The organism is Polynucleobacter sp. 15G-AUS-farblos (genome assembly GCF_018882445.1).
GTDB lineage: Bacteria > Pseudomonadota > Gammaproteobacteria > Burkholderiales > Burkholderiaceae > Polynucleobacter.
In genome coordinates, this window is the sequence record NZ_JACVOM010000002.1 from 252,223 (window position 1) to 279,090 (window position 26,868).

Consider the following 26,868-nt stretch of genomic DNA (forward strand, 5'->3'; position numbering starts at 1 on the left):
GCACAATAGAGCTTTTCGAAATAAATCTTTTCTGGAGTAATAAGCATGAAACGCCTCAATGAACGCTCACGCATGGTCACCGAAGGGGTGGCTCGCGCTCCCAATCGCTCGATGTATTACGCCATGGGATATCAGGAGGCTGACTTTTCTAAGCCAATGGTTGGTGTTGCGAATGGTCATTCCACTATTACTCCTTGTAATAGTGGCTTGCAGAAATTAGCTGATGCAGCTGTAAGCGCATTGGAGGAAGCTGGCGCAAAAGCACAATTATTTGGAACGCCAACTGTTTCTGATGGTATCGGCATGGGTACAGAGGGCATGAAATACTCTCTCGTCTCTCGCGAAGTCATTGCCGATAGTATTGAAGTTTGCGTTAACGGACTCTGGCAAGACGGTGTAGTGGTAATCGGTGGATGCGACAAAAATATGCCAGGTGGCATGATGGCATTAGCGCGCACCAATGTGCCAGGCATTTATGTTTACGGCGGTACGATTAAACCGGGCCACTACAAAGGCAAAGAACTCAATATTGTTTCCGCTTTCGAAGCGGTTGGAGAATTTACTTCAGGACGCCTGAGTGAAGAAGATCTCAAGGGCGTTGAGCAACACGCTTGCCCAGGCAGCGGTTCTTGTGGCGGCATGTATACAGCTAACACCATGAGCTCATCATTTGAGGCTTTAGGCATGAGTCTGCCTTACTCTTCTACGATGGCAAACGAAGATGCAGAGAAAGTCGCTAGCGCTGCTGAATCAGCGCGCGTCTTAGTTGAAGCCATTAAAAAGAATTTGCGTCCACGTGACATCATTACCAAGAAATCCATTGAGAATGCAGTGAGTGTGATCATGGCAGTTGGCGGATCTACCAATGCCGTATTGCATTTCTTGGCAATCACAAGCGCTGCAGAAATCGACTGGACGATTGATGATTTTGAGCGCATTCGTAAACGCGTACCAGTGATCGTGGATATGAAACCATCTGGTACTTACCTTGCAACTGACCTTCATCAAGCTGGTGGGATCCCACAAGTGATGAAGATTTTGTTAGATGGCGGACTCTTGCATGGTGATTGCATGACCATCACTGGCAAAACGATTGCCGAAGTATTAAAAGATGTCCCATCTGTGCCACGCGCAGATCAGAAAGTGATTCGTACTTTGGACAACCCGCTCTATAAGCAAGGTCACTTAGCTATTTTGAAGGGCAATATCTCTCCTGAGGGATGTGTAGCCAAAATTACCGGCCTCAAGAACCCATCCATCACTGGCCCAGCGCGCGTATTTGATTCCGAAGATGACGCGATGGCTGCGATCATGGCTCAGAAGATTAAGGATGGCGACATCGTGGTGATTCGTTATGAAGGCCCTAAAGGTGGCCCTGGAATGCGCGAGATGCTTGCGCCTACCTCTGCTCTAGTAGGACAGGGTCTCGGTGAGACAGTAGGCCTGATTACGGATGGTCGCTTCTCAGGTGGCACATGGGGCATGGTGGTTGGCCACGTCGCTCCTGAAGCTTATGTAGGCGGTGTGATTGGTCTCATTAATGAAGGTGACTCCGTCACGATCGATGCGCACAAGCTTCTCATTCAACTCAACGTGGATGAAGCAGAAATTGCCAAGCGTCGCGCAGCTTGGGTGCAACCTAAGCCACGCTACACCCGCGGCTTGCTTGCTAAATACGCAAGTCTTGCAAGTAGCGCCAGCAAAGGTGCGGTTACTGATTTAGATTTAAAAATCTAAGTTGTTTAGCCAAAGAAAAAGCCCCTAAGTAAAATTAGGGGCTTTTTTATTACCTCAGTATTACTGCTGAATCTAAATCCAAATCTTAGTGCTTCATGGCTCCACCATGACCAGCACCATGACCAGCGCCCTGACCACCCATTGCATTCACGGGCATCTTCACTTCAACTTCACCCGCTTTGGCAAACTTGAGTTTCACTGGCACAGTTTGACCTGCAGCCAAAGGTGCTTTGATATTCATAAACATTAAATGCAATCCACCTGGCTTTAATTCCACTGCGCCTCCTGCTGGGACTGCAATATCTTTCACCTGGCGCATTTTCATCACATTACCTTCCATCGCCATCTCATGAAGCTGAACTTCACCTGCTGCTGGTGAGCTTGCGGATACCAATTGATCAGCAGCGCCTTTATTTTCAATCTTCATGAACCCACCAGCAACTTGCTGTCCAGGCACCGTAGCACGGGTGTAGGCATTTTCAATTTTGATTGCTCCAGCAGCCGCAGTTTGAGCTAAGGCTGCCCCACTAAATGCAATACCAATTGCGGCATAAAGTGTTACCAGTACATTGGATTTCATATCGTCACTCCTTTGGTTTATCTTGGGTCAGTTTAAAGTTTATTTGCTAAATCTTGAAAATTGATTAGGCCTGATATTCGACTCGCCCTACCATTTTTATCAATGAATATAGTTGTAGGCGTTTCTCCATACCACTGAGGGTCTATTTCATACCGTAAACGCTCATCAAAAGAGGATGCAATGTAGTAGTTATTCGCCTTCTCTAGACCGGCTTTCTTCAACATCTTTTGCATCATCTCAGGTGACACATCATCAACCTGAATAAAGATAATCTTTGCATTAGGATTACGCTTTACAAAAGCCCCCCATTGGGGCATCTCCTTAACGCAAGCTGGACAAGTGACGCCCCAAAAATGAATTGCCATCGGCGCTCCATTTCCCGTCTTGATTAAACGCGACCAATCACCAGATTGATAAGGCTTTAAAGTCGCCGTAGCTGCCCCGGCAATGCCTGTGATAAACATTAGTACGCAGACTAAGCAATATTTTTTGAATATATTCATCGCTAATGTCCTACTTTAAGAAGTTGATAGCCATCTGCACGGGTAAGCCAGGATAAATAGACCGTTTGATCTTGACGAAGCAACAAAGGATGATCACTATATGCTGTCGTCTTTGCAAGAACCTTAGGCTCAGTCCAACTCATGCCATCATCCCGAGAGTGTTTAAGATAAACCGAGGAAGCGGTGCCATCAAATTCTTTCCACACTAACCAAACCTGACGATCGATTGCCAAGAGATAAGGTCTTGCAACACTAACCCCCTCCGCACCAATTCGAACTGGATTCGAATAATTCACACCCTGATTGCTTGAATTGGCATAAAACACCCCAGCTCGCTTTGTGCCCTGAGTAAACCATGCCACATGGAATTTGCCAGACCCAGAAACGGCAATAGCAGGCCCATGATGAGGGCAAGCATCGGTCTTCCAATCATCATCGGCAACACGGCGAATCGGTTCAGCACCTTTGGAGGTGATCAATTGAGTCGCCTGATCCCGAATGCCCCCAGGAAAAATTGCACGATAGGCAATGACTGCTTGATTTTTGGGATCCAGACTAGCGCCAATTCGGCAACATTCACAACTACTCTCATTAGCAAATTTTTCAGTCTGAAAAGTTTTACCCCCATCATACGATGAGGAATACGCAATCGATCCCCCAAGACGAGGTGTGCCTTTTTGTTTTGCTGCGGCGACTAAACGCTTATCAATCCAAGAAATAAAAATGGAATCATCAGACTTTATCAATACCGATGGAAAACGTTGACTCGATCCATCCTGTACCAATGATTGCGGAGTACTAAAGGTATTTCCTCCATCACTAGAGCGTGCAGTGTTAATTTGGGCATTCCAATGTGAGTCTTTAAAAAAAGCATAGGCTAAGAAGACATTGCCTTTAGAGTCAGAGACAATTTGTGGGCGTGCATCACTTCCTGTATCCAGCGCTTTGCCATGTTCCGCAATACTGATAGCCGGAGCAAAGGATTTGCCCATATCTATAGATTTCGCAATAGAAACAACGCCACTAGCCGTCCAAGCCAATAGCAATTTGCCATCAGCAGTCAAAAATGGAGTAGCTGCATTAGCGCACTCCAGCCCAGTTCCTTGGCATGTAGCGCTTAGCTTGGTAGGCGCACTTTTCTCTGAATGATTCGAGTGACCCATTTGCGCATAAGCATTGAGACAAACGCCTAAAACCCCCAGCAAGAGGGTTTTAGATACTAAAGATATCAAAGGAAATGAATTGAGTGTCTGCATCATTAGAAGATGATACGTGCTCCTACGTTGATTGCCTGTGGAGAGCCAACAACATAGCTGGTATTGCTACCACCCGTACCAAAGGTGTTGTACTGGCGATTAAATAAGTTCACTGCTGAGGCATAAATAGTGGTGTTTTTAGATGCTTGATAGTTGGCACGTAAACCCACAACTGCATAAGATGCAACCGGCAGTGTATTCGCTGTATTTAACCAAGAACTTCCCACATACCTCACTGTAGCCGTAAAACTTGCATCAGGAATGGGATAGTAAGTGATGCCGCCACCCAAAATATTTTGTGGCACACCACCAACCTGCTTACCAGTGGGATCGCTAGTTGCGCTCATCGTTAACTTGGTACTAGTGAATGCATAGTTTGCATCCGTCGCCCATTTTGAATTAATGTCGTGATGAAACTGAAACTCCAAACCTTGGCTTAATAAGTTTTGATTATTGGTGTAGTAACTAATATTGGTGGAATTACAAATGCCACGATTACCAGTACCAGTCAATGGATTACCAGTAGCTCCACACAGGCTTTTTGCTAGGGCCACATCTGTAGAACTTCGTGCGGATAAGCTGTAAGTCGCAACAGCATTTTGAATATAGTTATTGAATGCAGTTACTTGAGCAAAACCACCCTTCCAGCGGTAATCTGTACCAACTTCGTAACCAATCATCGTCTCAGGGGTTAAATTTGGATTGGCAAAACTGAAGCCGCTTGATGATCCGAATGAACGCAGCGTGTTATTTAACCCTGGTGCACGAAAAGCCTGATAGGCAGCAGTCCTCAAATCCCAATTACTTGTGGCTTTGTATAAAAATCCCAAGGTAGGACTTAACTGAGTTTTACTTTGATTGGGGATATTTTGGTATGTAGGATTGGCGCCATTCGGCCCGGTATTGTAGGCTGTCGGTGTTTGACTGCTCCATTGATCAACACGTGCGGCAAGAGTTGTTTCCAAAGGAATAGATGATGCCCTGGCCTTAACTTGCCCCATTAATCCTAAAAATGTTTGTTGACCCTCGCTGTAATTTATATTGGATACCGTTCCATTGTTGTTTAAGTTATTGGTCAAATTAGATCCAGCAATATTTCTCGCATCAACTCCAATCAGGTATTGATTAATCACCCCCGTCAACTCTTTGGTGTACTGAGCTGATGCACCTACGGTGTTGTAGGGATCTTTATAGTTCGCACTAATATAAGGAGTATTTGCGGCAATGTTATTAGATCTAGTATTGGTGGTAGAGCCATTCTGCTTATTGAAATTAGTATTTGAATAAAAGAGATTGGCATCTAACCTGGCTCGATCCTCTAACCTAGTTGTAGTTCCGGCTGCAATATCGGTATCTTGTTTGAGATTAGTAGCAAATGCATAGCCTGAGGATAAATCTGACATGGTGTGATAGCCGGCACGGAAGAAGCCGCTGGTATCTTGAGTTGCCTTGAAGTAGCCCTGCAATCTGAAATTAGAATTGTGAGAGCTAGCGGGACCCTGACCATTCCTAATGCTGTTAGATGCCGCAGGTGAAATAGTGGAAATATTTTGATAACCATCAGTATTGAAATAGTCCGCAGAGAGTCTCAATTGAAGATTGTCCGATGCAATAATATCTTTAGATGCGGCCACGTTGTATGTCCCAAATGAACCTATACTTGCAGAGGCTTCTTGCTGACTATTGACGGGGGTTTTAGTCTTGATATTGATAACGCCTCCCATGCTGTAGTTGCCCCACAGACTGGATACACCACCCCTAATAAACTCTACTGAATCAATCGCAGACATTGGAACTAAATTCCACTGCACTGTTCCATAAAATGCATCATTGGCAGGCAAGCCATCAATTAAGACTAACGTTCTGGCATTACCCAAGCCCCGCACGTTAATGCTTTGTCCCGTTGGATCCTTTTGATAATAAGGCGTGTCATTCAGAATGACGCCTGGCACATTCTTCAGTATCTGATCAATGGTTTGATCAGGTGAAACTTCCAATGCTTCTTTAGTGAGGATGGTAGTGTTCAGTGGAATTTCATCTAAAGGTGTGCCTGAACGGGTCGCCGAAACGGTCACACTTTTTAGTTTCTGATCATAATCTGGTGGTGGCGCAATTTGAGCTTGTGCTCCAATGCAAAGCGACCCAAACAATATGCCAATACAGGCACTGATTTTCTTTTGCTTAAACGACATGAAATGCTCCAATTAAATTCAGGCAAGCAAAGTTGCCGACTACATCGCAAAGCGATGACCTAAACGCGTTTTAGGCTTGTGCTGGAGGTGCTGCGGAAGGAGGTGTTACCCAAACAGCGAGTGGCTTGGGTGATTGATAAAAAAGCTGAGGTAAGAGCGCAAAAGATTGCGGCGCCCCAAATTTTAGATTGGTATTAAAGGCTGGTGTGATGCTATTTTGAGCTACGCAATATGGACATGGCTGAGCTTGCTCCGCCACTTCCTGCTCATCACTCTGCACATTGATTTGCAACTTGCTGCCATCAACCGCACAAATCTCCATCGCAAAACCTTGGCCATGCTGTGCAAGCGAGACCGCCTGAGAAACTGCAGGGGCAAGCGCACTCATCGCAATTGCAAATGCAGCAATCCAGTGAATGAGGCGATTTTTATGGAAATTCATGATTGGGGAATTTTATCGGAATTTTCACTTTTGCATGAAAAAAGGGGCTTACGCCCCCTTTTCCTGTGAAATCACTATTTCTAGCGATGTACTTATGCTGCTTCAACCTTTTTCTTGCCGATCACCTTGCCAATGATTGGCCAGAAGAGCAATAACAATGCAAGAGAGGTAATACCGCCTACCAATGGGTTAGAGAAGAAGATATCTAAGCTTCCCTGTGAGAACAACATGGATTGACGGAAAGAATCTTCTGCACGGTCACCCAATACCAAGGCTAATACCATTGGTGCCATAGGGTAGTCGAGTTTCTTGAAGATGTAACCCAAAACCCCGAAGCCCAACATCAACCAAACGTCAAACATGGCATTGTGAACGGTGTATGCACCTACCGCACAAATCACAATAATGACTGGTGCAATGATGGAGAACGGAATTCTCAAGATTGAGGCAAACAGTGGCACGCAAGTTAAAACAACAAACAAGCCGGCCAAGTTACCCAAGTACATACTTGCGATCAAGCCCCAAACAAAGTCTGGCTTTTCTACGAAAAGCAAAGGACCAGGTTGCAGACCCCAGATCAACAAGCCACCGAGCAATACGGCTGCAGTTGGTGAACCAGGAATGCCTAAGGACAACATTGGCAGAAGCGCTGCAGTACCAGCAGCATGAGCTGCTGTTTCTGGAGCAACGATACCTTCCATTTTGCCGGTACCAAACTTGTCACCTTCATTGGAAACACGTTTTGCTACGCCATACGCCATAAAAGATGCAGGTGTCGCACCGCCTGGAGTAATACCCATCCAGCAACCAATCAAGCAGCTGCGTAATGAAGTAGCCCAGTACTTAGGTAACTGCTTCCAAGTTTCCCAAACTACTTTGCCGCGAATCTTCGCTGCAGCACCTTGGAAAGCCAAGCCCTCTTCCATAGACAAGAGAATCTCGCCGATACCGAATAAACCGATCACCGCGATCAAGAAGTCAAAGCCACGCATTAATTCAGGGTTACCGAATGTCAAGCGCAATTGACCTGTCACTGTATCCATACCAACAGTAGCCAAGCCAAAGCCCAACATCATGGCGGAGATAGTCTTAAATGGCGATCCCTTATTCATACCCACAAAACTACAGAAGGTCAGCAGGTAGACCGAGAAGAATTCGGGCGGGCCAAATTGAAGTGCGAACTTCGCAACCAATGGCGCCAAGAAAGTAATCATCACAATCGCAAAGAAAGCGCCTACGAAAGATGATGTAAATGCGGCAGTTAATGCCTCCCCTGCTTTACCGTTACGGGCCATTGGATAGCCATCAAAGGTGGTCGCAACAGACCAGGGTTCACCTGGAATGTTAAAGAGAATAGATGTAATCGCACCACCAAACAAAGCACCCCAATAGATACAAGAGAGCATGATGATGGCCGAAGTCGGTGGCATCGTAAAGGTTAATGGCAACAAAATCGCAATTCCGTTTGCACCACCAAGACCCGGGAGAACGCCGATGATGACACCTAGTGTTACTCCAACAATCATCAACAATAAATTAAAGGGTGTCATTGCGACGGCAAAGCCGCCGAATAGAGCGTTAATTTCTTCCAACTTAGACTCCTTCTTTTCTAATCTTTTTTAATAGTTATATTTTTAGTTCAAGCCTATGAACTCAAGCGGGTTAATCCATGAGCCATGTGGCAATGGAACCTGGAACCAGAATTCGAACATGAGGTAAAGGGCTATGCTGACGCCAATAGATACAGCTACTGCCTTCCAAATAGCGTACTTTCCTAACCACACCATAAAGATCGCAATGTAAAGGGCTGAAGAAACATAAATACCAATTAATTGCACACCCAGAACAAACACGATAGCCGGGAGCAATACCGCCATCACCTGTTTCAAGGGCTCTCTCTCAACAAACGATTCTGTTTTCTTTTTCTTGTTAACGATTGCAGCCTGATAGAGAGTTACTGTGCTTGAAAGCAGAATGATCAAGCTAATATAAAAAGGGAAATATCCCGCTTCAGGGCCGTCAGCACCCCAACTGGCACCTAACTTCAGGCTACCCACCATCACGGTGATGCCAAACGCAAGGAACAAAATCGCAGTGATGATGTCCATTGCTCTAACACTGATTGCTGAATCTTGATTTGAGTTATTTGTATGTTCAGACATTTGCTTTATTCGCTAATAAAAGTTGTTAATACACTTACCTAAAAAATAGGACCCCCAATTGGAGGTCCTATATTACTTCCCACTAATTACTTAGCCAAGAAACCAGCTTCAGTCATTAACTGCTTATGCAAAGCTTCATTTAATGTGAGCCAGTTTCTGAACTCTTTACCAGTCATGAATGTCTGATTAAATGCGCCATCAGCCATGAACTTTTTCCACTCTGGTGTAGCACGTACTTTTTTGAACAAATCGATATAAAAATCAACTTGCTCTTGAGTCACACCTGGCGCCATGAAGATACCGCGCAACATGACATAGTCTGTTGGCACGCCAGCTTCCTTGCAGGTTGGCACGTCATACCAAGATTGCGTATCAGTGATCTTTTCTTTGTAAGGCATACGAGTGTCATCAAACACACACAATGCACGCAACTTATTGGCACGCCACTGTGCAACCGCTTCAATTGGATTGTTCACTGAAGAGTCAATGTGATTACCAACCAGCTGAACCGCTACGTCGCCACCCCCTTTAAATGGGATGTAAGTAAACTTAGCACCAGTTGCCTTTTCAATCGCTACAGTAATGATTTGGTCTTCAGATTTAGAGCCTGTACCGCCCATTTTGAATTTACCTGGACCAGCTGCTTTAGCAGCATCAATATATTCCTTAGCTGTTTTGTAAGGTTTATCTGTGTTATCCCACAAAACGAATTGATCCAAAGCCAACATCGCTACTGGCGTGATGTCTTGCCAGTTAAATGGAACGCCAGTCGCCAAAGGAGTGGTGAATAAGTTAGAAAGCGTAATCACAATTTTATTTGGATCGCCTTTAGCTTCTTTCATTGCCAAGAAACCTTCAGCGCCAGCACCTGCTCCCTTGTTAACTGGGATAACAGCTTGCTTCATTAAATTATTTTTAGTAATAATTCCCTGAATCATTCGAGCCATCTGGTCAGCACCACCACCAGGGCCCGCAGGAATAATAAATTCAACAGGTTTAGTTGGCTCCCATGCAGCAAATGCTGGAGCAGCTCCTGTAACTCCTAGGGCTAAGGCGGTAGAAATCAATGCCCCTTTTAACTTCATCTTCATAAAAATGCCTCCTAAAGTGGTTTGCCAATTTAACTTTGGCTCTTCTAATGTGAGAGTGATTTTTAAACAAGATGTCAAAGTAGAACTTGACTGACATCAATAATTTCAAAATCGCTTCTCAAGCGCTTCTACAACCTAGTAGAAACCCCCATAAATCAAGCCAAAGACAAGGGATAGTGTATCTTCATCTGCAATTTAAAACTGTATTTAATGCACTGAAAATAACCATTTGAGTTGCAATGGATTTATTCAGATTCAATCAAAAATTGAGAGTGAAGTAGTAAGGGTTTCCCCTTAAGTAACTGAGTTCTGGTGCCGCTTGCCGGAATCGAACTGGCGACCTTTTCATTACGAATGAACTGCTCTACCAACTGAGCTAAAGCGGCAGCTAGGAGTAAATTCTAGCGGAAACGATCTAAGAGTTTCTTACTTACTTTATCTAACTCGGTAGCGTCTTTGATTAAGAACTGCATGCCATTGGAATCCGCTATTAATAGAGTATTGCCAGCAATTCTGCGAATATCTTCCTCGCCTTTAAGACGAATGCGGGTTGGGCCGCGATCCGTTTCAATATCCCAAATACTTGGCGTTGCGTAAGTCGATACACGCGTAATTTTTTCTATCACGGGCATAAACTCTCGAGCGGCCAACTCCTCCTCTATTAAGCCTAACTCGGCTTCAGGAATGGCGGCAATATCTGGGTACCAGTAAAGCTCTTTACCCTCTTGATTCATGATGCCAATACCTGCGCCAGGGGCTGTAATTGGAAAAGCCCGCACAGGATGAATCCCCACGTGACGCAACCCGTTGCTATCTATCAATACCAATCGGCCTAATGCATCGCGCTCTAGTTGATGAGGTTTGCTCATACGCCTCCCCCAATAGTTTTAGCGACCACTTGAAGCTTTTCTTCTTCACGCTCATCCAGACTTTCACCAATTGCACCGCCCTCAACCAACTCTGCAGCATGCCGCAACTGCGCTTGGTATAGCGTGTAATAAGCACCTTGTGCTTCCATCAACTGCTCATGCGAACCAATCTCGACAATCTCACCTTTATCTAAAACGACCAATCGGTCAGCTTTTCTAAGAGTTGACAAGCGATGCGCAATCGCAATGGTAGTGCGCCCTTTAACTAAATTGTCCAGGGCACGTTGGATTTCTTTTTCTGTTGTTGTATCAACTGAGGAAGTCGCCTCGTCCAAAATTAAGATGCTTGGATTAATGAGCAGCGCCCTGGCAATAGAGATTCGTTGACGCTCACCACCAGATAGGGATTGACCACGTTCACCCACCAAGGAGTCATAGCCCAGAGGAAGTCTCAAAATAAACTCATGCGCATGGGCAGCTCTCGCAGCCTCAATAATTTCTTCACGACTCGCATCCGGCTTACCGTAAGCAATGTTTTCTGCAATCGTGCCAAAGAATAAGAATGGCTCCTGCAATACCAAACCAATACATTTACGATAATCCGCAATTCCAATACTGCGAATGTCGCGCCCATCTAAGGATATAGATCCTGCGCTGACATCGTAGAAGCGACATATCAGGTTCACCAGAGTGCTCTTGCCTGATCCACTATGACCCACTAAGCCAATCATTTCGCCTGGGGCGATATTTAAGTCAATACCTTTAGTTACTGACCGGTTGCCATAACGAAAGCCAACTCCACGCAAAGAGATACGACCTTCCACCTTGCCTAATGGCGCTGGATTGATTGGTTCGGGAACGCTGGAGACATGATCCAGAATGTCAAAAATACGTTTAGCCCCAGCAGCAGCTTTTTGAGTATGCGAAACAATTCGGCTCATAGAATCTAAGCGCACATAGAAGCGACCAATATAGGCGAGGAAGGCAATCAACACACCTACCGTCACCTTCTGATGCGCAACCTGCCAAATACCAAATCCCCAAACTACCAACAACCCTGTTTCCGTTAACAGGGTTACTGTAGGCGAGAACAAACCCCAAACCCGATTGACGCGGTCATTGATTTGGAGATTGTGTTTATTCGAATCTACAAAACGTTTTAGTTCTCGATCTTCTTGAGCAAATGCTTTAACAACACGAATGCCCGGAATCGTATCAGCCAAGATATTGGTGACCTCTGACCAAATACGATCAATCTTTTCAAAACCAAAACGCAATTTATCCCGTACTATATGAATCATCCAGACTATGAATGGCAACGGTGCCAAGGTGACCAGAGCTAAGAGCGGGTCTATTGAAAACAAGATCGCTGCCGTCATCGTAATCATCAATACATCGGTAGCAAAATCTAGAGCGTAAAGAGATAAGAAAACACAGATGCGATCGGTCTCAGCGCCAATACGGGCAATTAAATCTCCTGTACGTTTTCCGCCAAAATACTCAAGCGACAACTTCAGTAAATGTTCAAAAGTGGTATTGCGTAAATCAGCCCCAATTCGTTCGCTAACCAAAGCCAGTAAATAGGTTTTCCACCAGCCTAAGCCCCAGGCAACAATGGCAGCCCCAAATAAAGCAAATAAGTACATGCTTGCCAAATGAAAATCAATCGGATTGCCACGCTCATAGGGAATGAGTACATGATCCATTAAAGGCATCGTGAGATAAGGCGGTATGAGTGTGGCGCCCGTTGAGAGGAGCGTTAATACAAAACCAAGTAAAAGTTGCTTTTTATAAGGACGGGCAAAACGCCATAACTTAAACAAAGTCCAAGTAGATGGAGGAACGTCGTCCTCAGGATCACAGGTTGGACAAGACTCAGAATTAGCAGGTTTGGGGCTCAAACAGGCTGGGCAGACTTGCTTATCGTATTCACTCACCTCAAGTTGTTCTTCTTGTTGGCCTTTGTTTCCTTTGCTTAATTGTTTAAAGCTGGATTGCAAGCGTAGGACTTGTGGGTTCACCGCTAAGGTGAAATACCAAATCCTCAGCAAACGATCAGAGGACTCGAGTTTGAGATGCCCTACTCCTGCATGATCACCATGAAGGAGTCGCTCACCCTGATCAATTGACCAGACCTCACTTTTATCGCCATCGGTCCAAACTAAGCCTTGATCGGTTATTACAAGCACACTCTTTACAAAACGCAAATCCGCATCCAAATCCAATTCCACCCAGGCTAATGGTGCCTCTAGACTAGGAACTAAGGATTTCAAGGTAGCCAATGCTGTTTGCCAATACAGGGGCAATACAGGGGCAAAAGGTAGGATTTCTGGCTTCATTGACACTAAAAGTATAGTGGGAGCTAGGTTTTTTAGATTTATTCTCTCTGTCAACTTTAGGAGGTGAGGAGACGTTAAATTAACTAAGTAGGGCTTTTTATGTATTTTTGCTAATTTTATGGATTTTCAATAACAACTAGAAACAGAGAGACTGTCCGAAGCGTCATCGCCAAATAAGGCGTCGACCCCCGCAATTCATTCCATGCCCCAATTACTAGATAAATCGATTGAGATTCTGAGTGTTAAGCACCTGCGCGGTCCTAATATGTGGACCTACTATCCCGTTATTGAAGTTTGGCTCGATATCGGTGACCTGGAGGACTATCCCTCGAATCTCATTCCAGGGTTTTACGATCGCTTAGTAAAGGCGCTGCCCAGCCTTCAAGAACATCGCTGCAGCTATGGAGAGGCAGGCGGATTTCTAAAGCGTGTTGAAGAAGGCACATGGCCAGCACATATTCTTGAACATCTCACCTTAGAGTTACAAAACTTAGCCGGTATTCCTGGTGGCTTTGGTAAAGCCCGCGATGGTGATCGTCGTGGCGTTTACAAAGTAATGGTGAGTGCAAATAATGAAGAGGTCACACTCACTGCCCTCAAATATGCACGGGACCTTTATTTGGCTTTAGCTCAAGATACACATGAACCTCAAGCGCTAGTAGATGACATCGTAGAAAAACTGCGCGACTTAGGAGATGATTTACTACTAGGCCCAAGTACTGCTTGTATTGTGAATGCGGCAGAAGAGCGTGGCATTCCGTCGATTCGACTCTCTGAGGGAAATCTGGTCCAACTAGGTTATGGCGCCAAACAGCGCCGCATTTGGACAGCCGAAACCGATAACACTAGTGCTATTTCAGAAACAATTTCACGTGATAAAGATCTTACGAAGAGCTTGCTTGCAAGCGCCGGTGTTCCTATTCCAGAAGGCAGAACAGTTACCAGCCCTGAAGATGCATGGGATGCCGCCCAAGAGATCGGTCTGCCTGTAGTCGTTAAACCCATTGATGGTAATCACGGTCGTGGCGTCTTTATCAATCTCTACACTCAACAAGAAATTGAAGCCGCTTATGCAGTAGCTATCGATGAAGGTAGTGAGGTTTTGGTTGAGCGTCACATTGTTGGTGATGAGCATCGGATATTGGTAGTTGGTAACAAAGTAGTTGCTGCAGCTAAAGGTGAAAGTGTTTGGATTACTGGCGATGGCAAACATTCCGTGCGCGAATTAATTGATCTTCAAATTAATTCCGACCCACGTCGCGGTACATCCGAAGAGCACCCCCTCAATCCTGCGAGAATTGATTCTGCGGTTGAGTTGGAGCTTGCACGGCAAAAACTCACTGGAGATAGTATTCCGATTGTTGATCAAAAGGTGCTGATTCAAAGCAATGGCAATGTTGCATTCGATGTCACTGACCTAGTACATCCTGATGTGGCTAGTCAGGTAGCACTCGCAGCCCGAGTTGTTGGCCTGGATATTGCCGGCATTGATTTGGTTGCTCAAGACATTAGTAAACCGATGGCCGAACAAAATGCAGCCATCGTAGAGGTCAATGCAGGTCCTAGCTTAATCTTCCACTTAAAACCAGCCAGCGGCAAAGCCCAGCCTGTTGGTAAAGAAATTGCTAACCACCTTTTCCCACCGGGGGCAGAATTCCGCATACCGGTTGTTGGCATTTGTGGCGAAAAAGGTAAAACACCAGTAGCTGAAATGGTTGCGCACTTTTTGCGCTTGACCAATGTGTACGTTGGCCTCTCGTGTAGCAAAGGCCTGTATTTTGGATCTCGTGCCATCCCCAATACCAATGTATCTAATTGGGAAAATGCTCGTCGCACCTTATTGAACCGCGCAGTCGAAGCGGCTGTGATTGAAAATAATCACCTTTCAATGTTAATTGAAGGACTTGCCTACGATCGTTGCCAAGTTGGCGTTGTTTTGAATGTCGATCCCAAAGCAAACTTTCCTCAATATGCCATCTACGATGAAGATCAAGTCTTTAGCATTGTTCGTACGCAAATCGACGTAGTACTACCCACCGGTGTAGGCGTATTAAATGCAGATGATCCAATGGTCGTGCAAATGGCTGATTTGTGCGATGGTGAGGTGATCTTCTTTAGCGAAAATCCTGAATCGGATATTGTTAAAACCCATACTCAAAATGGTGGTCGCGCAGTCTTGATTGGTAAACAGCAAATCACCCTCAAATCTGGCAAGCTTGAACAGAAAAACATCCCTGTTCCACATCACTCAGAAGCCACCGCAACGTATCCTTGGAAAACAATAAATTTAGGAGCTGCCATTGCTACAGCCTGGGCTCTTGAGATACCATTTGACGTCATTGAAGCTGGTGTAGAAACATTTGTCACCGACACCATCACTGCAACAGGGGCTTAATTGGAAATCACCCGTATTCGTATGTTGCGCGGACCCAATTTATGGAGCCGCCATACCGCCCTAGAAGCCATTGTTTTCTGCGATGAGTCAGAGCGCTCAATCGACTCTATTCCCCAGTTTGAAAACAAAATTCGGGAACGCTTTCCACAGCTGGGTAGCATGCGCCGTGGTGGACAAAATGAAGTGCTATCACTTGCACATGCTCTAGAACATGCGGCACTTGGATTGCAAGCACAAGCGGGTTGCCCAGTGACATTTAGTCGCACTTTGCAAACCGTAGACGTTGGTGTTCATCAAGTGGTAGTGGAGTACACAGAAGAGGTAGTTGGCCGCATGGCATTTGACTTTGGGTTCGCATTGATTCAATCAACTCTTAATGATGCTCCTTTTGATTTGGTAGCCGCCCTCTCAGAATTAGAAGCGCTGTATGAAGATGTCCGACTTGGACCTAGCACAGGATCAATTGTGGATGCGGCTGTTCAACGCAACATCCCCTACCGCCGCATGACCGAGGGCAGCATGGTGCAATTTGGTTGGGGTAGTAAGCAAAAACGCATACAAGCTGCTGAAACCAGCGATACCAGTGCGATTGCTGAAGCCATTGCTCAGGATAAAGAGCTCACTAAAAATTTATTAGCAGCTGCTGGTGTATCGGTTCCTATCGGTGAAGTAGTTACCAATGCTGATGATGCTTGGCGTGCCGCCCAAAGAATTGGTGGTCCGATTGTTCTCAAGCCCAAAGATGGCAATCAAGGCAAAGGGGTGGTAGCAAACATCCAAACCGAAGATAAAGTAAGAGCAGGTTTTGCAGTTACCCAGACCTTTGGCCGTGAAACGATTGTTGAACGCTACCTCCCTGGTGCTGACTATCGCTTATTGGTAGTTGGCAATCGGCTCTCTGCAGCTGCACGTCGTGAACCAGCACAAGTTGTTGGTGACAGTATCCACACGGTTGCAGAGCTTGTTGAAATCGAAAACAAAAATCCATTACGTGGAGATGGACACGCTACAGCACTTACCAAGATTCAGTTTGATGATGTTGCTTTAGCCCACCTCGCTAGCTCAGGCTTGAGCCCACAGTACGTTCCTAAAACTGGTGAACGTGTACTCTTGCGTAATAACGCAAATCTCAGTACAGGCGGTACCGCAACGGATGTGACAGATGACGTTCATCCAGATGTTGCTGCAAGCGCTGTTGCTGCCGCTCAGATGATTGGTTTAGATATTGCTGGCGTTGATATTCTGTGTGAAGCGATTTATAAGCCGCTAGAACAACAAGGCGGTGGCATTGTTGAAGTCAATGCTGCTCCTGGTCTACGCATGCATTTAAAGCCGTCTTACGGCAAGAGTCGTCCAGTTGGGGAAGACATCATCAATATGATGTTCCCTCCAGGTGAAGATGGACGCATTCCCGTAGTAGCAGTTACAGGCACTAATGGCAAAACGACTACCGTCCGCTTGATTTCACACCTACTCAGCGAGACCGGCCTTCGCGTGGGCATGACTGGCACTGATGGCGTTTACATTAATCATCGCTTGATTGACACTGGTGATTGTAGTGGGCCTAAGAGTGCGCGTAATGTATTGATGCACCCAGATGTTGATGCTGCCGTTCTTGAAACTGCACGTGGCGGTATGTTACGTGAAGGTCTTGGCTTTGATCGCTGCGAAGTGGCTGTCGTCACCAATATCGGCGAAGGTGATCACTTAGGGCTAAATTACATTACCAGCGTTGAAGACTTGGCGATTCTCAAGCGCGTGATTGTGCAAAACGTAGCACCTACGGGCGCTGCCGTTCTCAATGCAGCGGATCCGATAGTGGCAAAAATGGGAGATAAATGTGCTGGACGCGTGATCTTCTTCGCTCAGAACCAGCATCACCCTGTGATTGCTGCACATCGTGCCAAGAATAAAAAAGTGATCTACTTTGACGGCACTTATATCGTTGCATCCAAAGGTTCACGTGTAATGTATCGCTTCCCTGTCAGCGAAATTCCACTGACTCAAAATGGCGTTTTAGGATTTCAGATTGAAAATGCCATGGCAGCAATTGGAGCGGCATGGGCTTTAGGCTTAGATGCAGAAAAGATTGCTAGAGGCTTGCATAGCTTTGAAAGCAGCCCTAACTCTGTACCGGGACGGTTTAATCAGTTCCAGCATAAGGGTGCCACCGTCATTGCGGATTATGGACACAACCCCGATGCTATGCGTGCTTTAGCAAGTGCCATTGAAGCTATGAAACCCAAGAAGAGCCACGTGGTGATTAGTGGCGCAGGCGACCGACGCGATGAAGATATTCGCGATCTCACTCGCATTCTGGGTAACTCATTTGATAACGTCATCTTGTATCAAGATGCATGCCAACGCGGCCGCGAAGATGGTGAAGTGTTGAAGCTTTTACAAGAAGGTCTCGTAGGAGCTACAAAGGCAAAGAACATTAAAGAGATTCATGGGGAGTTTGTGGCTATTGATACCGCATTGAATGATCTTTCAGCCGGAGAAATCTGCCTCATTCTGATTGATCAAGTAGAGGAATCGTTGGCTTATCTCAAGCAGCAAGTCAGACCTTAGAAATGGCGTCTCCTACAAACAAAAAACCCAATCAAGCGATTGGGTTTTTTATTCAGCAGCAGAAACTATGCATTACGAGTGGTAATGCTGCAAGCGATCAATTTCTTCTTTAGAACCCAACATGACCGATACACGCTCATGTAAATCCGTTGGCTGTAAATCCATAATCTGTTGCGTACCATTGGTAGATGCTCCACCAGCCTGCTCAACCAAGAAGCTCATGGGATTGGCTTCATACATTAAACGCAACTTACCTGGCTTATGCGGCTCACGTTGATCCCATGGGTACATGAAAACACCACCACGAGACAATACGCGATGTACGTCAGCCACCATCGAGGCAATCCAGCGCATATTGAAATCTTTATCTCGAGCGCCGCTTGTGCCCGCAAGACACTCTTCTACATAACGGCGAACAGGATCGGCCCAATGACGCATATTGGACATGTTGATCGCAAACTCTTTTGTGGAGTGCGCAATCACCACCGCATCCTTAATCAGCAAAAATTCTCCGGTGACTTTATTTAAGGTAAACATCACCACGCCATCACCCAAAGTTAAGGCCATGGTTGTTTGAGGGCCATAAACAACATAGCCGGCGGCAGCCTGGTGACGTCCCGATAATAAGAAATCATTTGTCTCTAAAGGTGCGCTAGGATTTTGTTTCTTGAGCACCGAGAAAATGGTACCGATCGATACATTCACATCAATATTGGAAGAGCCATCTAACGGATCAAACAATAGGAGGTAATCACCTGTACCTTGCACCGGAACTGGTAACTCCATTTCTTCAGAAGCTAGCCCGGCAAGTGATTTACATGCTTGCACACCCTCGATCAATAAATCATTTGCAATGATGTCGAGCTTTTGCTGAACCTCGCCTTGCACGTTACCCGTGCCAGCAGATCCCAACAAACCGATCAAGGCCCCCTGTGCAACTTCATGACTCAAAGTGGAGCAAGTATTGACCACAGCAATCAATAAGTCTTGAAGGCCCGAAGGAACTGCAGCGCCGAGAGGCTTTGCCGTTGCTAAATATTGCTTGAAATTGATGCTATTGCTTGTGGACAAGAGTATTTCTCCGTTTGGATTCCAAAATAGTCGATAGGCTCTATTTTGCCTTGTTCCGGCTCGGCCTCCACGAATCTCCATTTAAAAGCATGATGGTTCGTTTGATGTTAATATTGATGTATAAATGCATCAATATTGATGAAAAGGATAGAAAATGAGGACAACCGTAACCATTGATGATGAGCTATATCAGCAGGGCTTAGAGCTTGCAGACCCAGGGATGGATAAGGCTGATTTATTTCGTGAAGCAATGAATGTCTTTGTCAGAATTCAGATGGGCAAACGTTTGGCAGCTCTTGGAGGAAAGGCGCCCCAAATGAAAAGTATTCCGCGACGCAAACCACAAAGCGGACTTTAATCATGACAATGGTATTAGCGGACACCTCTGTATGGGTGGCCCACTTTAGAAAAGCTAATCCAGTTCTTGAAACACTGCTACTGAATGATCAAATTATTTGCCATCCTTTAGTCATACTGGAAATAGCATGTGGAAGTCCGCCCTCACCTAGAGCAAAGACCCTCTACTATCTGAAAGGTCTTCAACAAGCCAAGGTGGCGACACCAACTGAAATCTTAGAATTCATTGAAAAGAATCGGTTGTTTGATTCAGGCTGCGGGGCTGTTGATATTTCTTTACTAGCATCAAGCTTGATCTCAGAGAACACATTGTTATGGACTCTGGATAAGCAATTAGACAGCCTCGCACATCCACTAGGAATATCTTATAACTCCCAGCTTCACTGAGCACCAAGCGCTTTACCAACCACCTCACGCACATCTGGTGACAGGGTTTGGCATGCTGCCACCCTCTCCAAAGCGGCTTTCATGAGATTTTGGTAGGGTTGAGCGAATGAACGCCAGCGATCCAATGCTCTAGCTAAGCGCGCTGCAATCTGAGGATTCACCGGATCTAATGCCAGCACGCTATCAGCCCAGAATTCATAGCCACTACCGTCTTGCTGATGAAAGCTGGCTGGATTATTAGAGCAAAACGCATGAATCACGCTGCGCACCCGATTCGGATTATTGAGCTTGAAAGCCGGATGCTCACGCAAGCGTTTAACATCATTCAAAGTGGGCTCTAAGCCATCCACTGGTGGGCGACTGGACTGCAAGGCAAACCATTTATCAATTACCAGCGCATCATTAGCAAAGCGACTAAAAAAGTCTGTCAAGCATTCACTAGCGGCTTTGGATCCATGCATTACTAAAGCCGCTAATGCAGCATAGCGATCCGTCATATTGTCAGCCACCCGATACTGATTGACTGCCATTGGGGTCCAAGTAGCTGTATCCGCCTCTAACAACATGCTTAAGGCTAAATTCTTAAGAGCGCGCTTACCTGCGCTGACTGCATCCGGTTTAAATGGCCCTGGAGTCTGCATCTGTTGATACAGAGCCGCCCACTCGAGCTGTAATTGTTTGGCAATTTCTCTTCGGAAAGCGCGACGCGCAGTAAAAATTTGCTGTGGATCTACTGAGGCGCATTGCTCGTAAAGGTAAGACTCTGCCGGCAATGTTAATGCGAGCTCCTTAAATGCTGGATCCAAATCAGGGTCAAGAAGGATATTACGATAAGCCTCTATTAACTTGGCATCTGGCAAACGATGATTCAAGATCATTTGCATCGCTAATTTTTGACCCGCTTCCCAGCGATTAAAGGGATCGTCATCACCAGTAAATAAGGTCAATAGATCAGCCTCACTCTGCTCAAAATCCAAATGAACTGGAGCAGAAAAATCCCGATTAATCGAAAGTACTGGACGCTCTGCAACATGCTCGAAGGTCCATGATTGCTTTGGCTCGGTTAGCTCAAGCATTATCTCCTCGTGTTTGTTATCCGAGGTAATCAAACGCATTCTCAAGGGAATATGAAAAGGTTTTTTATCCGACTGACCAGGACTTGGTGCACAGCTTTGCGTCAAAGTCAGGTGAAATTGCTGTTGAGCAGCGTCATATCGCTCTTCGACCTTGACTCGCGGAGTTCCTGCTTGGCTATACCAATTTTGAAACTGCGTCAGATCTCGACCATTTGCATCTGCCATAGCAGCTAGAAAATCATCGCAGGTTACCGCTTGTCCATCATGGCGCTTAAAGTAGAGGTCCATACCCTTGCGGAACCCATCTCGACCCAGCAGGGTTTGATACATCCGCACTACTTCTGAACCCTTTTCATATACCGTCACGGTATAGAAATTATTGATTTCTTGATACTCATTTGGACGGATTGGATGAGCCATGGGACCTGCATCTTCTGGAAATTGCAGTTGACGCAATAATCTAACGTCTTCAATGCGCTTGACCGCCCTGCCAGACTCGCTACCCATTTGGTCAGCAGAAAATTCTTGATCCCGAAAGACTGTTAGACCTTCCTTGAGTGATAGCTGAAACCAGTCCTGGCATGTCACACGATTGCCGGTCCAGTTATGAAAATACTCATGCGCTACAACGCTCTCAATATTGGCAAAGTCTGCATCGGTTGCGGTTTCTGGTTGAGCTAAAACGAACTTGGTATTGAAAATATTTAAGCCCTTGTTTTCCATTGCGCCCATATTGAAGTCACTGACCGCGACAATCATGAAACGCTCAAGATCTAATTCCAAACCAAATCGCTTCTCATCCCAATGGATAGATGCAATTAAAGAATCCATGGCATGTCGAGTCTTAGGGAGATCGTGTGGCTCAACCCAAATTTGGAGCAATTTTTTTGCACCACTACTGGTGGTGATCGTTTCTTCAATGCATGCCAATTTGCCTGCAACCAAAGCAAATAAATAGGATGGCTTAGGAAATGGATCTTCCCAAGTAGCGCTATGCCAACCATTGGGCAACTTTTCAGTATTGAGTAAATTGCCATTCGACAATAGAACAGGACACTCCACTTCACGCGCCCTTAATGTGACGCGATATCGTGCCATCACATCGGGACGATCTAAAAAATAGGCAATTTTTCTAAAACCCTCTGCTTCACATTGGGTGAAGAAATTTCCATTTGAAACATACAAGCCCATCAATGAAGTATTTTTTTCTGGAACACAGATAGAAATAATCTCCACAATGCATTTTTCTCTACCTTGATTAGGCAATTGATGAATTGTTAAGGTTTCTGGAGTGAGCTCAAAATGACGATGCGCCTCGCCATTAATGCGAAGGCTGACAAACTCAAGTTCTTGACCCATCAATACCAAAGGGGCGTCGGGCACAAAACCTTTAGCAGGCACTAGCTCAAGCCGACTTTTCACAATCGTACGAGCAGGGTCTAGGGCAATGTCGAGCTCGACTTGCTCAAAGGTATAAACAGGGGGTAGATACTCGAGCCTTCGAAAGCTCAGGGGCAGATCAGTTTTCATGGTTTTATTTTAAGTCTTACTGCTGTATTCGCAAGGCGCATTAAGCCCAGACCAAGGTTGCAATACCAATGGCAATGAAGGTCACTGCAGCAACAGCATGTACCCACTTAATCGGCATGCGCTTAGTAAATTTCTGACCTATCCAAACCGCAGGAGCATTTGCCAGCATCATCCCCAATGTGGTGCCTACCGTTACAGAAAACACATCTGTATATCGAGCCCCTAGAGCAATCGTAGCGATTTGAGTCTTATCTCCCATTTCAGCTAAAAAGAATAAGCCCACAGTTAATAAAAAGACTTGTAATGCCTTATCCGCCACTTTAGAACCAGCGGCATCATCTATATGGTCGGGAACCAACAACCACAAACCAATTCCTAAAAAGCTTAAGCCCAAGATCCAGCGCATCACATCTGGGGATAGCAGGGTTGTTAACCAATGACCAAGCAAAGCGGCGCAAGCATGATTTGCAATCGTGGCAATAAAAATGCCCGCAATAATAGCTAAAGCTTGCCTGGGATAGCGCGCTGCCAACATAAGTGATAAAAGTTGGGTTTTATCGCCCATTTCCGCCAAGGCAACAACGCCGGTAGAAAGCAATAAAGCGGAATAGTCCATTCAGTCAGCGATCAAGATGGGGGTTGAAATGATGTATCAGTTTACCCATCTATTAAGCCACATTCATCATCCGCATTTGAAGAAGCCTTGAGATAACAAATGAGAGGGCGAGCATGAAGCCCGCCCTACTTTGCTTCATCAATACTTTATTACATCTTAGGCCGCAAAAAATTCCTCTGCCAACATAAAGTCTAACTTTTGCGCTTGCGCTACAGGCCGCGAAGTTAATACTCCTTTATGGACGTTGAGTCCATTACGCAAGTGGTGATCAATGCTCAAAGCTTTCAATGCACCCCGATTCGCTAGGGCCTCAACGAAGGGATAGGTCGCATTTGTTAGTGCAAAGGTTGAGGTTCTCGCAACAGCCCCTGGCATATTCGCAACGCAATAGTGCACTACACCCTCCAAGACAAATGTAGGATCTGCATGCGTAGTCGGTTTGGATGTTTCAAAACATCCTCCTTGATCAATAGCGACGTCAACCACCACTGCCCCTACCTTCATTTTCTTCACCATATCTCGAGTAACTAATTGAGGTGCTGCAGCCCCAGGCAACAGAACTGCACCGATCACCACATCTGCCTCTGCTACCTCTTGCTCAATCAACAAACTATCTGAATAGAAAGTTCTTACACGATTGCCATAAAGCAAATCAATTTGTCTTAAACGATCAATATCACGATCAAAGATACAAATATCTGCGCCCATGCCTACCGCCATCTGTAAAGCATTTCTCCCCACTACGCCTGCACCCAAGATCACAATCTTCGCAGGAGATACCCCAGGCACGCCCGCCATCAATACTCCTAACCCACCATTGGTCTTTTCTAAATGGGATGCAGCTGCTTGAATTGACATTCGACCGGCGACCTCACTCATCGGAGCCAACAAAGGCAGGGCTCCCTGGATAGACGTCACTGTCTCATAGGCAATACAGGTGGCACCAGAATCCATTAAAGCCCTAGTTTGTTTTGGATCTGGGGCTAAATGAAGATAAGTAAACAAGATTTGATCTTCATGCAACATGGCACATTCTTGTGCCTGAGGCTCTTTTACTTTGACAATCATCTCGGCCTTGTGAAATACCTCAGCCGCGCTATTGATTAAAGTAGCCCCTGCATCCTGATAAGACTCATCACTTAAGCCAATCTGCTCACCCGCCCCGCGTTGTACCAATACAGAGTGACCTTGTTTGCATAAGCCACTCACATTACCGGGTGTTAGACCGACTCGAAACTCATTATTTTTTACTTCTTGAGGTACGCCAATAATCATTTCAATCTCCTATTATTTAAATTCATGATGGATTTTGGTTTTGCGATGCAAGCCCACGATGTAGAACATCACGAGATACACGGCCAATAAACACGGACCTAATATCAGAGCGATCCGCGCATCCTCATGAAAACCCATTAGCACAACAACTAATCCAATAAATGCCAGTGCGAACCATGAGGAATAGGGCCACCAAGGTGCTCGATAACTCAGCTCGGCTACCTGGGCTTTAGTTAATGAGCGACGAAACTTCATTTGAGTGAATAAGATGGCAATCCAAACCATCAAGCCAACAAAAGTGACTGCTGCCATGATGTATTGAAATGCTTTATCAGGAACAAAGTAGTTCAGCACAACGCCAGTCATACAAACTGCAACCGTAGCAATGACTGCACGATGAGGAACACCATATCGGGAGAGCTTGGCAAATGGTGCGGGTGCATAGCCATTTACTGATAGGGCATAGAGCAACCTACCCCCACTAAATAGCCCCGCATTACAAGATGAGAGTGCAGCAGTAATGACCACAAAATTAATGAGTCCTGCAGCTTCTCTCAAACCAATGCGTTCAAACATCACTACAAATGGACTGCCTTGCTGCCCTACTTCATTCCATGGAAAGATGGCCAAGATAACCAGGATGGCACCCATATAGAAAATGAGAATGCGCCAAGCCAAGGAATCAATCGCCATGGGAATGGTTTTGCGTGGATTCTCTGCCTCACCAGCTGACAGGCCAATCATTTCAATGCCGACATAAGCAAATAAAACCATTTGCAATGACAACAACATCCCGCCAATGCCATTCGGGAAAAAGCCGCCGTGCTGCCATAAATTGCTCAAACCAATCGGTTGCCAGTCATTGGTAAATCCAAAGAGAATGACGGAGCCACCTAAGGCAATCATGGCAACAATAGCCACCACCTTAATTAAGGCAAACCAAAACTCAAACTCACCAAACACTTTGACAGCAATAAGATTAATTAATCCCATCAGCACAATCGATGACAGTGCCCAGATCCATTGAGGTATTTCTGGGAACCAAATTCCCATATAAATTCCAACGGCAGTCACTTCTGCGATGCCAACCACAATCCAGTAAGTCCAATAACCCCATCCAACCATATATCCGGCAAGTGGGCCGACATAGGTATTGGCATAGGCTGCAAATGATCCAGCTACTGGCTCATGGACTGCCATCTCCCCTAAGGTGCGAAGCACAACGAATGCCACAATGCCTGCCAATAGGTAACCCAAGAGAATGGATGGTCCAGCGATTTTGATTGCACTCGCCGATCCTAAAAACAAGCCAACACCTATCGTTGAACCTAAAGCCATCAAGCGAATGTGCCGTACTTTGAGGTGGCGTTTTAAGCCATTTTGTTCAGTCTGCAAAAGAGACCTCCTTTCGATTTGTCATTGGCGGTTTACCAACGAAGCAAAGTCTAGGGAGGAGTTTGTGTAAGTACTAGGGTCAAAAAATATCTAAAGTGCTTAATTGAACAAAATTAAGTTGCTAAAAATTGGATTGCCCTACAAGCAAGGGCTGAGTAAAAAAATATTTTCTTATTGACTGCAAAAGAATCAGTAATTTCCTACAGGGAATCCCCTTAAGGAATTAGCGCTTATTTTTCTAGAGTGGTGCTTGAAGGAGGAATGGCGATGAGATTCAGAATCTCAGCTGCTGCAGCCAAGCCACAAGCTGCAGTCACCATCACCGTTGAGCCGTAGCCCGAGCAAGCCAAACCGCCACTAGATGCGCCAGCGCGAGGCTCCTGAGAATAAATGGCACGTACCCCCATTTTCTTTTTGAGATTTCTGGAAAAACCATGATCTTGTCTCAATCCCTGACGAACCTTTGCTAGCAAGGCATCTTGCTCAGTTCGAGAGAGATCATCACAACGCACCGAGGTTGGATCAGTCTTGCCACCAGCTGCGCCGCACATCACTAAAGCGCGGTTGTTTTGAGTAGCCCAAATCACCAGTGCGATTTTGGTTTGCACAGAATCAGTAGCATCTAAAACTAAGGCATCTTGAGGTATCAAGGTATCCAGATTCTCTGGCTCTAAAAATGCATCACAAACAGTTAAATGAATATCGGGATTAATTTGTCGAATACGTTCACTCATGGCCTGGACTTTTGCTTTGCCATACTGCCCCTCCAGGGCATGCAATTGTCGATTCGTATTGCTCTCAGCAATATGATCAAAATCAACCAAGATCAAATGCCCGACACCGGTCCGAGCCAAAGCTTCAGCAGCCCAAGAACCGACACCACCTAAACCAGCCACGACGACTGTTGCTTGCTGAAAACGCGCGCGTAGGTCTGCCCCGTAGAGCCTGGAAACCCCACCAAAACGCCGACTTTCTAAAGTGTCTTCAACCTTGTCTTCTGCCATAGCTTCTCTTTATACTGAAC

At 45.6% G+C, this 26,868-nt stretch carries 21 protein-coding genes and 1 tRNA gene; 5 read left to right on the top strand and 17 right to left on the bottom strand.

The window, feature by feature from the left end; translation table 11 throughout:
• Positions 1-45 precede the first annotated feature (45 nt).
• Positions 46-1,737, top strand: a complete 1,692-nt coding sequence (gene ilvD, locus ICN41_RS04565) for a dihydroxy-acid dehydratase (RefSeq protein WP_216291630.1) — start codon at positions 46-48, stop codon at positions 1,735-1,737.
• An 85-nt stretch (positions 1,738-1,822) separates the two neighbouring features.
• On the opposite strand, the gene ICN41_RS04570 is transcribed toward ilvD, so the two are convergent.
• The 11 genes from ICN41_RS04570 to ICN41_RS04620 form a co-directional block, all read right to left on the bottom strand.
• Complete coding sequence (locus ICN41_RS04570) at positions 1,823-2,317, bottom strand: copper chaperone PCu(A)C (protein WP_216291631.1); 495 nt, start codon at positions 2,315-2,317, stop codon at positions 1,823-1,825.
• 32 nt (positions 2,318-2,349) lie between these two features.
• Positions 2,350-2,820 carry a TlpA disulfide reductase family protein gene (locus ICN41_RS04575; protein WP_216291632.1) on the bottom strand — a complete coding sequence of 157 codons (471 nt, stop codon included), beginning with the start codon at positions 2,818-2,820 and terminating at the stop codon, positions 2,350-2,352.
• Between the two features lie 2 nt (positions 2,821-2,822).
• Positions 2,823-4,076: a sialidase family protein gene (locus ICN41_RS04580; protein ID WP_216291633.1), complete on the bottom strand. Its 1,254-nt coding sequence runs from the start codon at positions 4,074-4,076 to the stop codon at positions 2,823-2,825.
• Between the two features lie 2 nt (positions 4,077-4,078).
• Complete coding sequence (locus ICN41_RS04585; protein WP_216291634.1) at positions 4,079-6,268, bottom strand: TonB-dependent receptor; 2,190 nt, start codon at positions 6,266-6,268, stop codon at positions 4,079-4,081.
• A 70-nt stretch (positions 6,269-6,338) separates the two neighbouring features.
• Positions 6,339-6,710: a DUF2946 domain-containing protein gene (locus ICN41_RS04590; protein WP_216291635.1), complete on the bottom strand. Its 372-nt coding sequence runs from the start codon at positions 6,708-6,710 to the stop codon at positions 6,339-6,341.
• Between the two features lie 92 nt (positions 6,711-6,802).
• Positions 6,803-8,302, bottom strand: a complete 1,500-nt coding sequence (locus ICN41_RS04595; protein WP_216291636.1) for a tripartite tricarboxylate transporter permease — start codon at positions 8,300-8,302, stop codon at positions 6,803-6,805.
• A gap of 42 nt (positions 8,303-8,344) precedes the next feature.
• Positions 8,345-8,872, bottom strand: a complete 528-nt coding sequence (locus tag ICN41_RS04600; RefSeq protein WP_216291637.1) for a tripartite tricarboxylate transporter TctB family protein — start codon at positions 8,870-8,872, stop codon at positions 8,345-8,347.
• Between the two features lie 86 nt (positions 8,873-8,958).
• On the bottom strand, positions 8,959-9,957 hold the full coding sequence (locus ICN41_RS04605) for a tripartite tricarboxylate transporter substrate binding protein (protein ID WP_216291752.1): 999 nt from the start codon (positions 9,955-9,957) through the stop codon (positions 8,959-8,961).
• Between the two features lie 316 nt (positions 9,958-10,273).
• Positions 10,274-10,349 (bottom strand) — tRNA-Thr (locus tag ICN41_RS04610).
• Between the two features lie 15 nt (positions 10,350-10,364).
• Positions 10,365-10,832, bottom strand: a complete 468-nt coding sequence (locus ICN41_RS04615) for a DUF1854 domain-containing protein (RefSeq protein ID WP_216291638.1) — start codon at positions 10,830-10,832, stop codon at positions 10,365-10,367.
• Positions 10,829-13,171 (bottom strand): ABC transporter ATP-binding protein, encoded by a 2,343-nt coding sequence (locus ICN41_RS04620; protein WP_216291639.1) that lies wholly within the window; start codon positions 13,169-13,171, stop codon positions 10,829-10,831. Before ICN41_RS04620 ends, ICN41_RS04615 begins: the two co-directional genes overlap by 4 nt.
• A gap of 202 nt (positions 13,172-13,373) precedes the next feature.
• Here ICN41_RS04620 and cphA (ICN41_RS04625) point away from each other — a divergent pair, with 202 nt between their 5' ends.
• On the top strand, positions 13,374-15,566 hold the full coding sequence (cphA, locus tag ICN41_RS04625; protein ID WP_216291640.1) for a cyanophycin synthetase: 2,193 nt from the start codon (positions 13,374-13,376) through the stop codon (positions 15,564-15,566).
• On the top strand, positions 15,567-18,137 hold the full coding sequence (cphA, locus tag ICN41_RS04630; protein WP_216291641.1) for a cyanophycin synthetase: 2,571 nt from the start codon (positions 15,567-15,569) through the stop codon (positions 18,135-18,137).
• A gap of 72 nt (positions 18,138-18,209) precedes the next feature.
• On the opposite strand, the gene ICN41_RS04635 is transcribed toward cphA (ICN41_RS04630), so the two are convergent.
• Positions 18,210-19,208, bottom strand: coding sequence for a class 1 fructose-bisphosphatase (locus tag ICN41_RS04635; RefSeq protein ID WP_216862293.1), 999 nt, complete (start codon positions 19,206-19,208; stop codon positions 18,210-18,212).
• A 154-nt stretch (positions 19,209-19,362) separates the two neighbouring features.
• On the opposite strand from ICN41_RS04635, the gene ICN41_RS04640 reads away from it, so the two are divergent.
• Positions 19,363-19,566, top strand: coding sequence for a type II toxin-antitoxin system VapB family antitoxin (locus tag ICN41_RS04640; RefSeq protein WP_216291642.1), 204 nt, complete (start codon positions 19,363-19,365; stop codon positions 19,564-19,566).
• A gap of 2 nt (positions 19,567-19,568) precedes the next feature.
• Complete coding sequence (locus ICN41_RS04645) at positions 19,569-19,952, top strand: type II toxin-antitoxin system VapC family toxin (protein ID WP_216291643.1); 384 nt, start codon at positions 19,569-19,571, stop codon at positions 19,950-19,952.
• On the opposite strand, the gene pepN is transcribed toward ICN41_RS04645, so the two are convergent.
• The 5 genes from pepN to ICN41_RS04670 all read right to left on the bottom strand — a co-directional run bounded on the left by pepN (position 19,946) and on the right by ICN41_RS04670 (position 26,848).
• On the bottom strand, positions 19,946-22,558 hold the full coding sequence (pepN, locus tag ICN41_RS04650; RefSeq protein ID WP_216291644.1) for an aminopeptidase N: 2,613 nt from the start codon (positions 22,556-22,558) through the stop codon (positions 19,946-19,948). The two genes, ICN41_RS04645 and pepN, sit on opposite strands and share 7 nt — an antisense overlap.
• Before the next feature lie 40 nt (positions 22,559-22,598).
• On the bottom strand, positions 22,599-23,174 hold the full coding sequence (locus ICN41_RS04655; RefSeq protein ID WP_216291645.1) for a TMEM165/GDT1 family protein: 576 nt from the start codon (positions 23,172-23,174) through the stop codon (positions 22,599-22,601).
• Between the two features lie 156 nt (positions 23,175-23,330).
• Positions 23,331-24,449, bottom strand: coding sequence for an alanine dehydrogenase (ald, locus tag ICN41_RS04660; RefSeq protein ID WP_216291646.1), 1,119 nt, complete (start codon positions 24,447-24,449; stop codon positions 23,331-23,333).
• Positions 24,450-24,461: 12 nt separating this feature from the next.
• Positions 24,462-25,787 carry an amino acid permease gene (locus ICN41_RS04665; protein WP_304610417.1) on the bottom strand — a complete coding sequence of 442 codons (1,326 nt, stop codon included), beginning with the start codon at positions 25,785-25,787 and terminating at the stop codon, positions 24,462-24,464.
• A 287-nt stretch (positions 25,788-26,074) separates the two neighbouring features.
• On the bottom strand, positions 26,075-26,848 hold the full coding sequence (locus ICN41_RS04670) for a ThiF family adenylyltransferase (RefSeq protein ID WP_216291648.1): 774 nt from the start codon (positions 26,846-26,848) through the stop codon (positions 26,075-26,077).
• Positions 26,849-26,868: the final 20 nt, after the last annotated feature.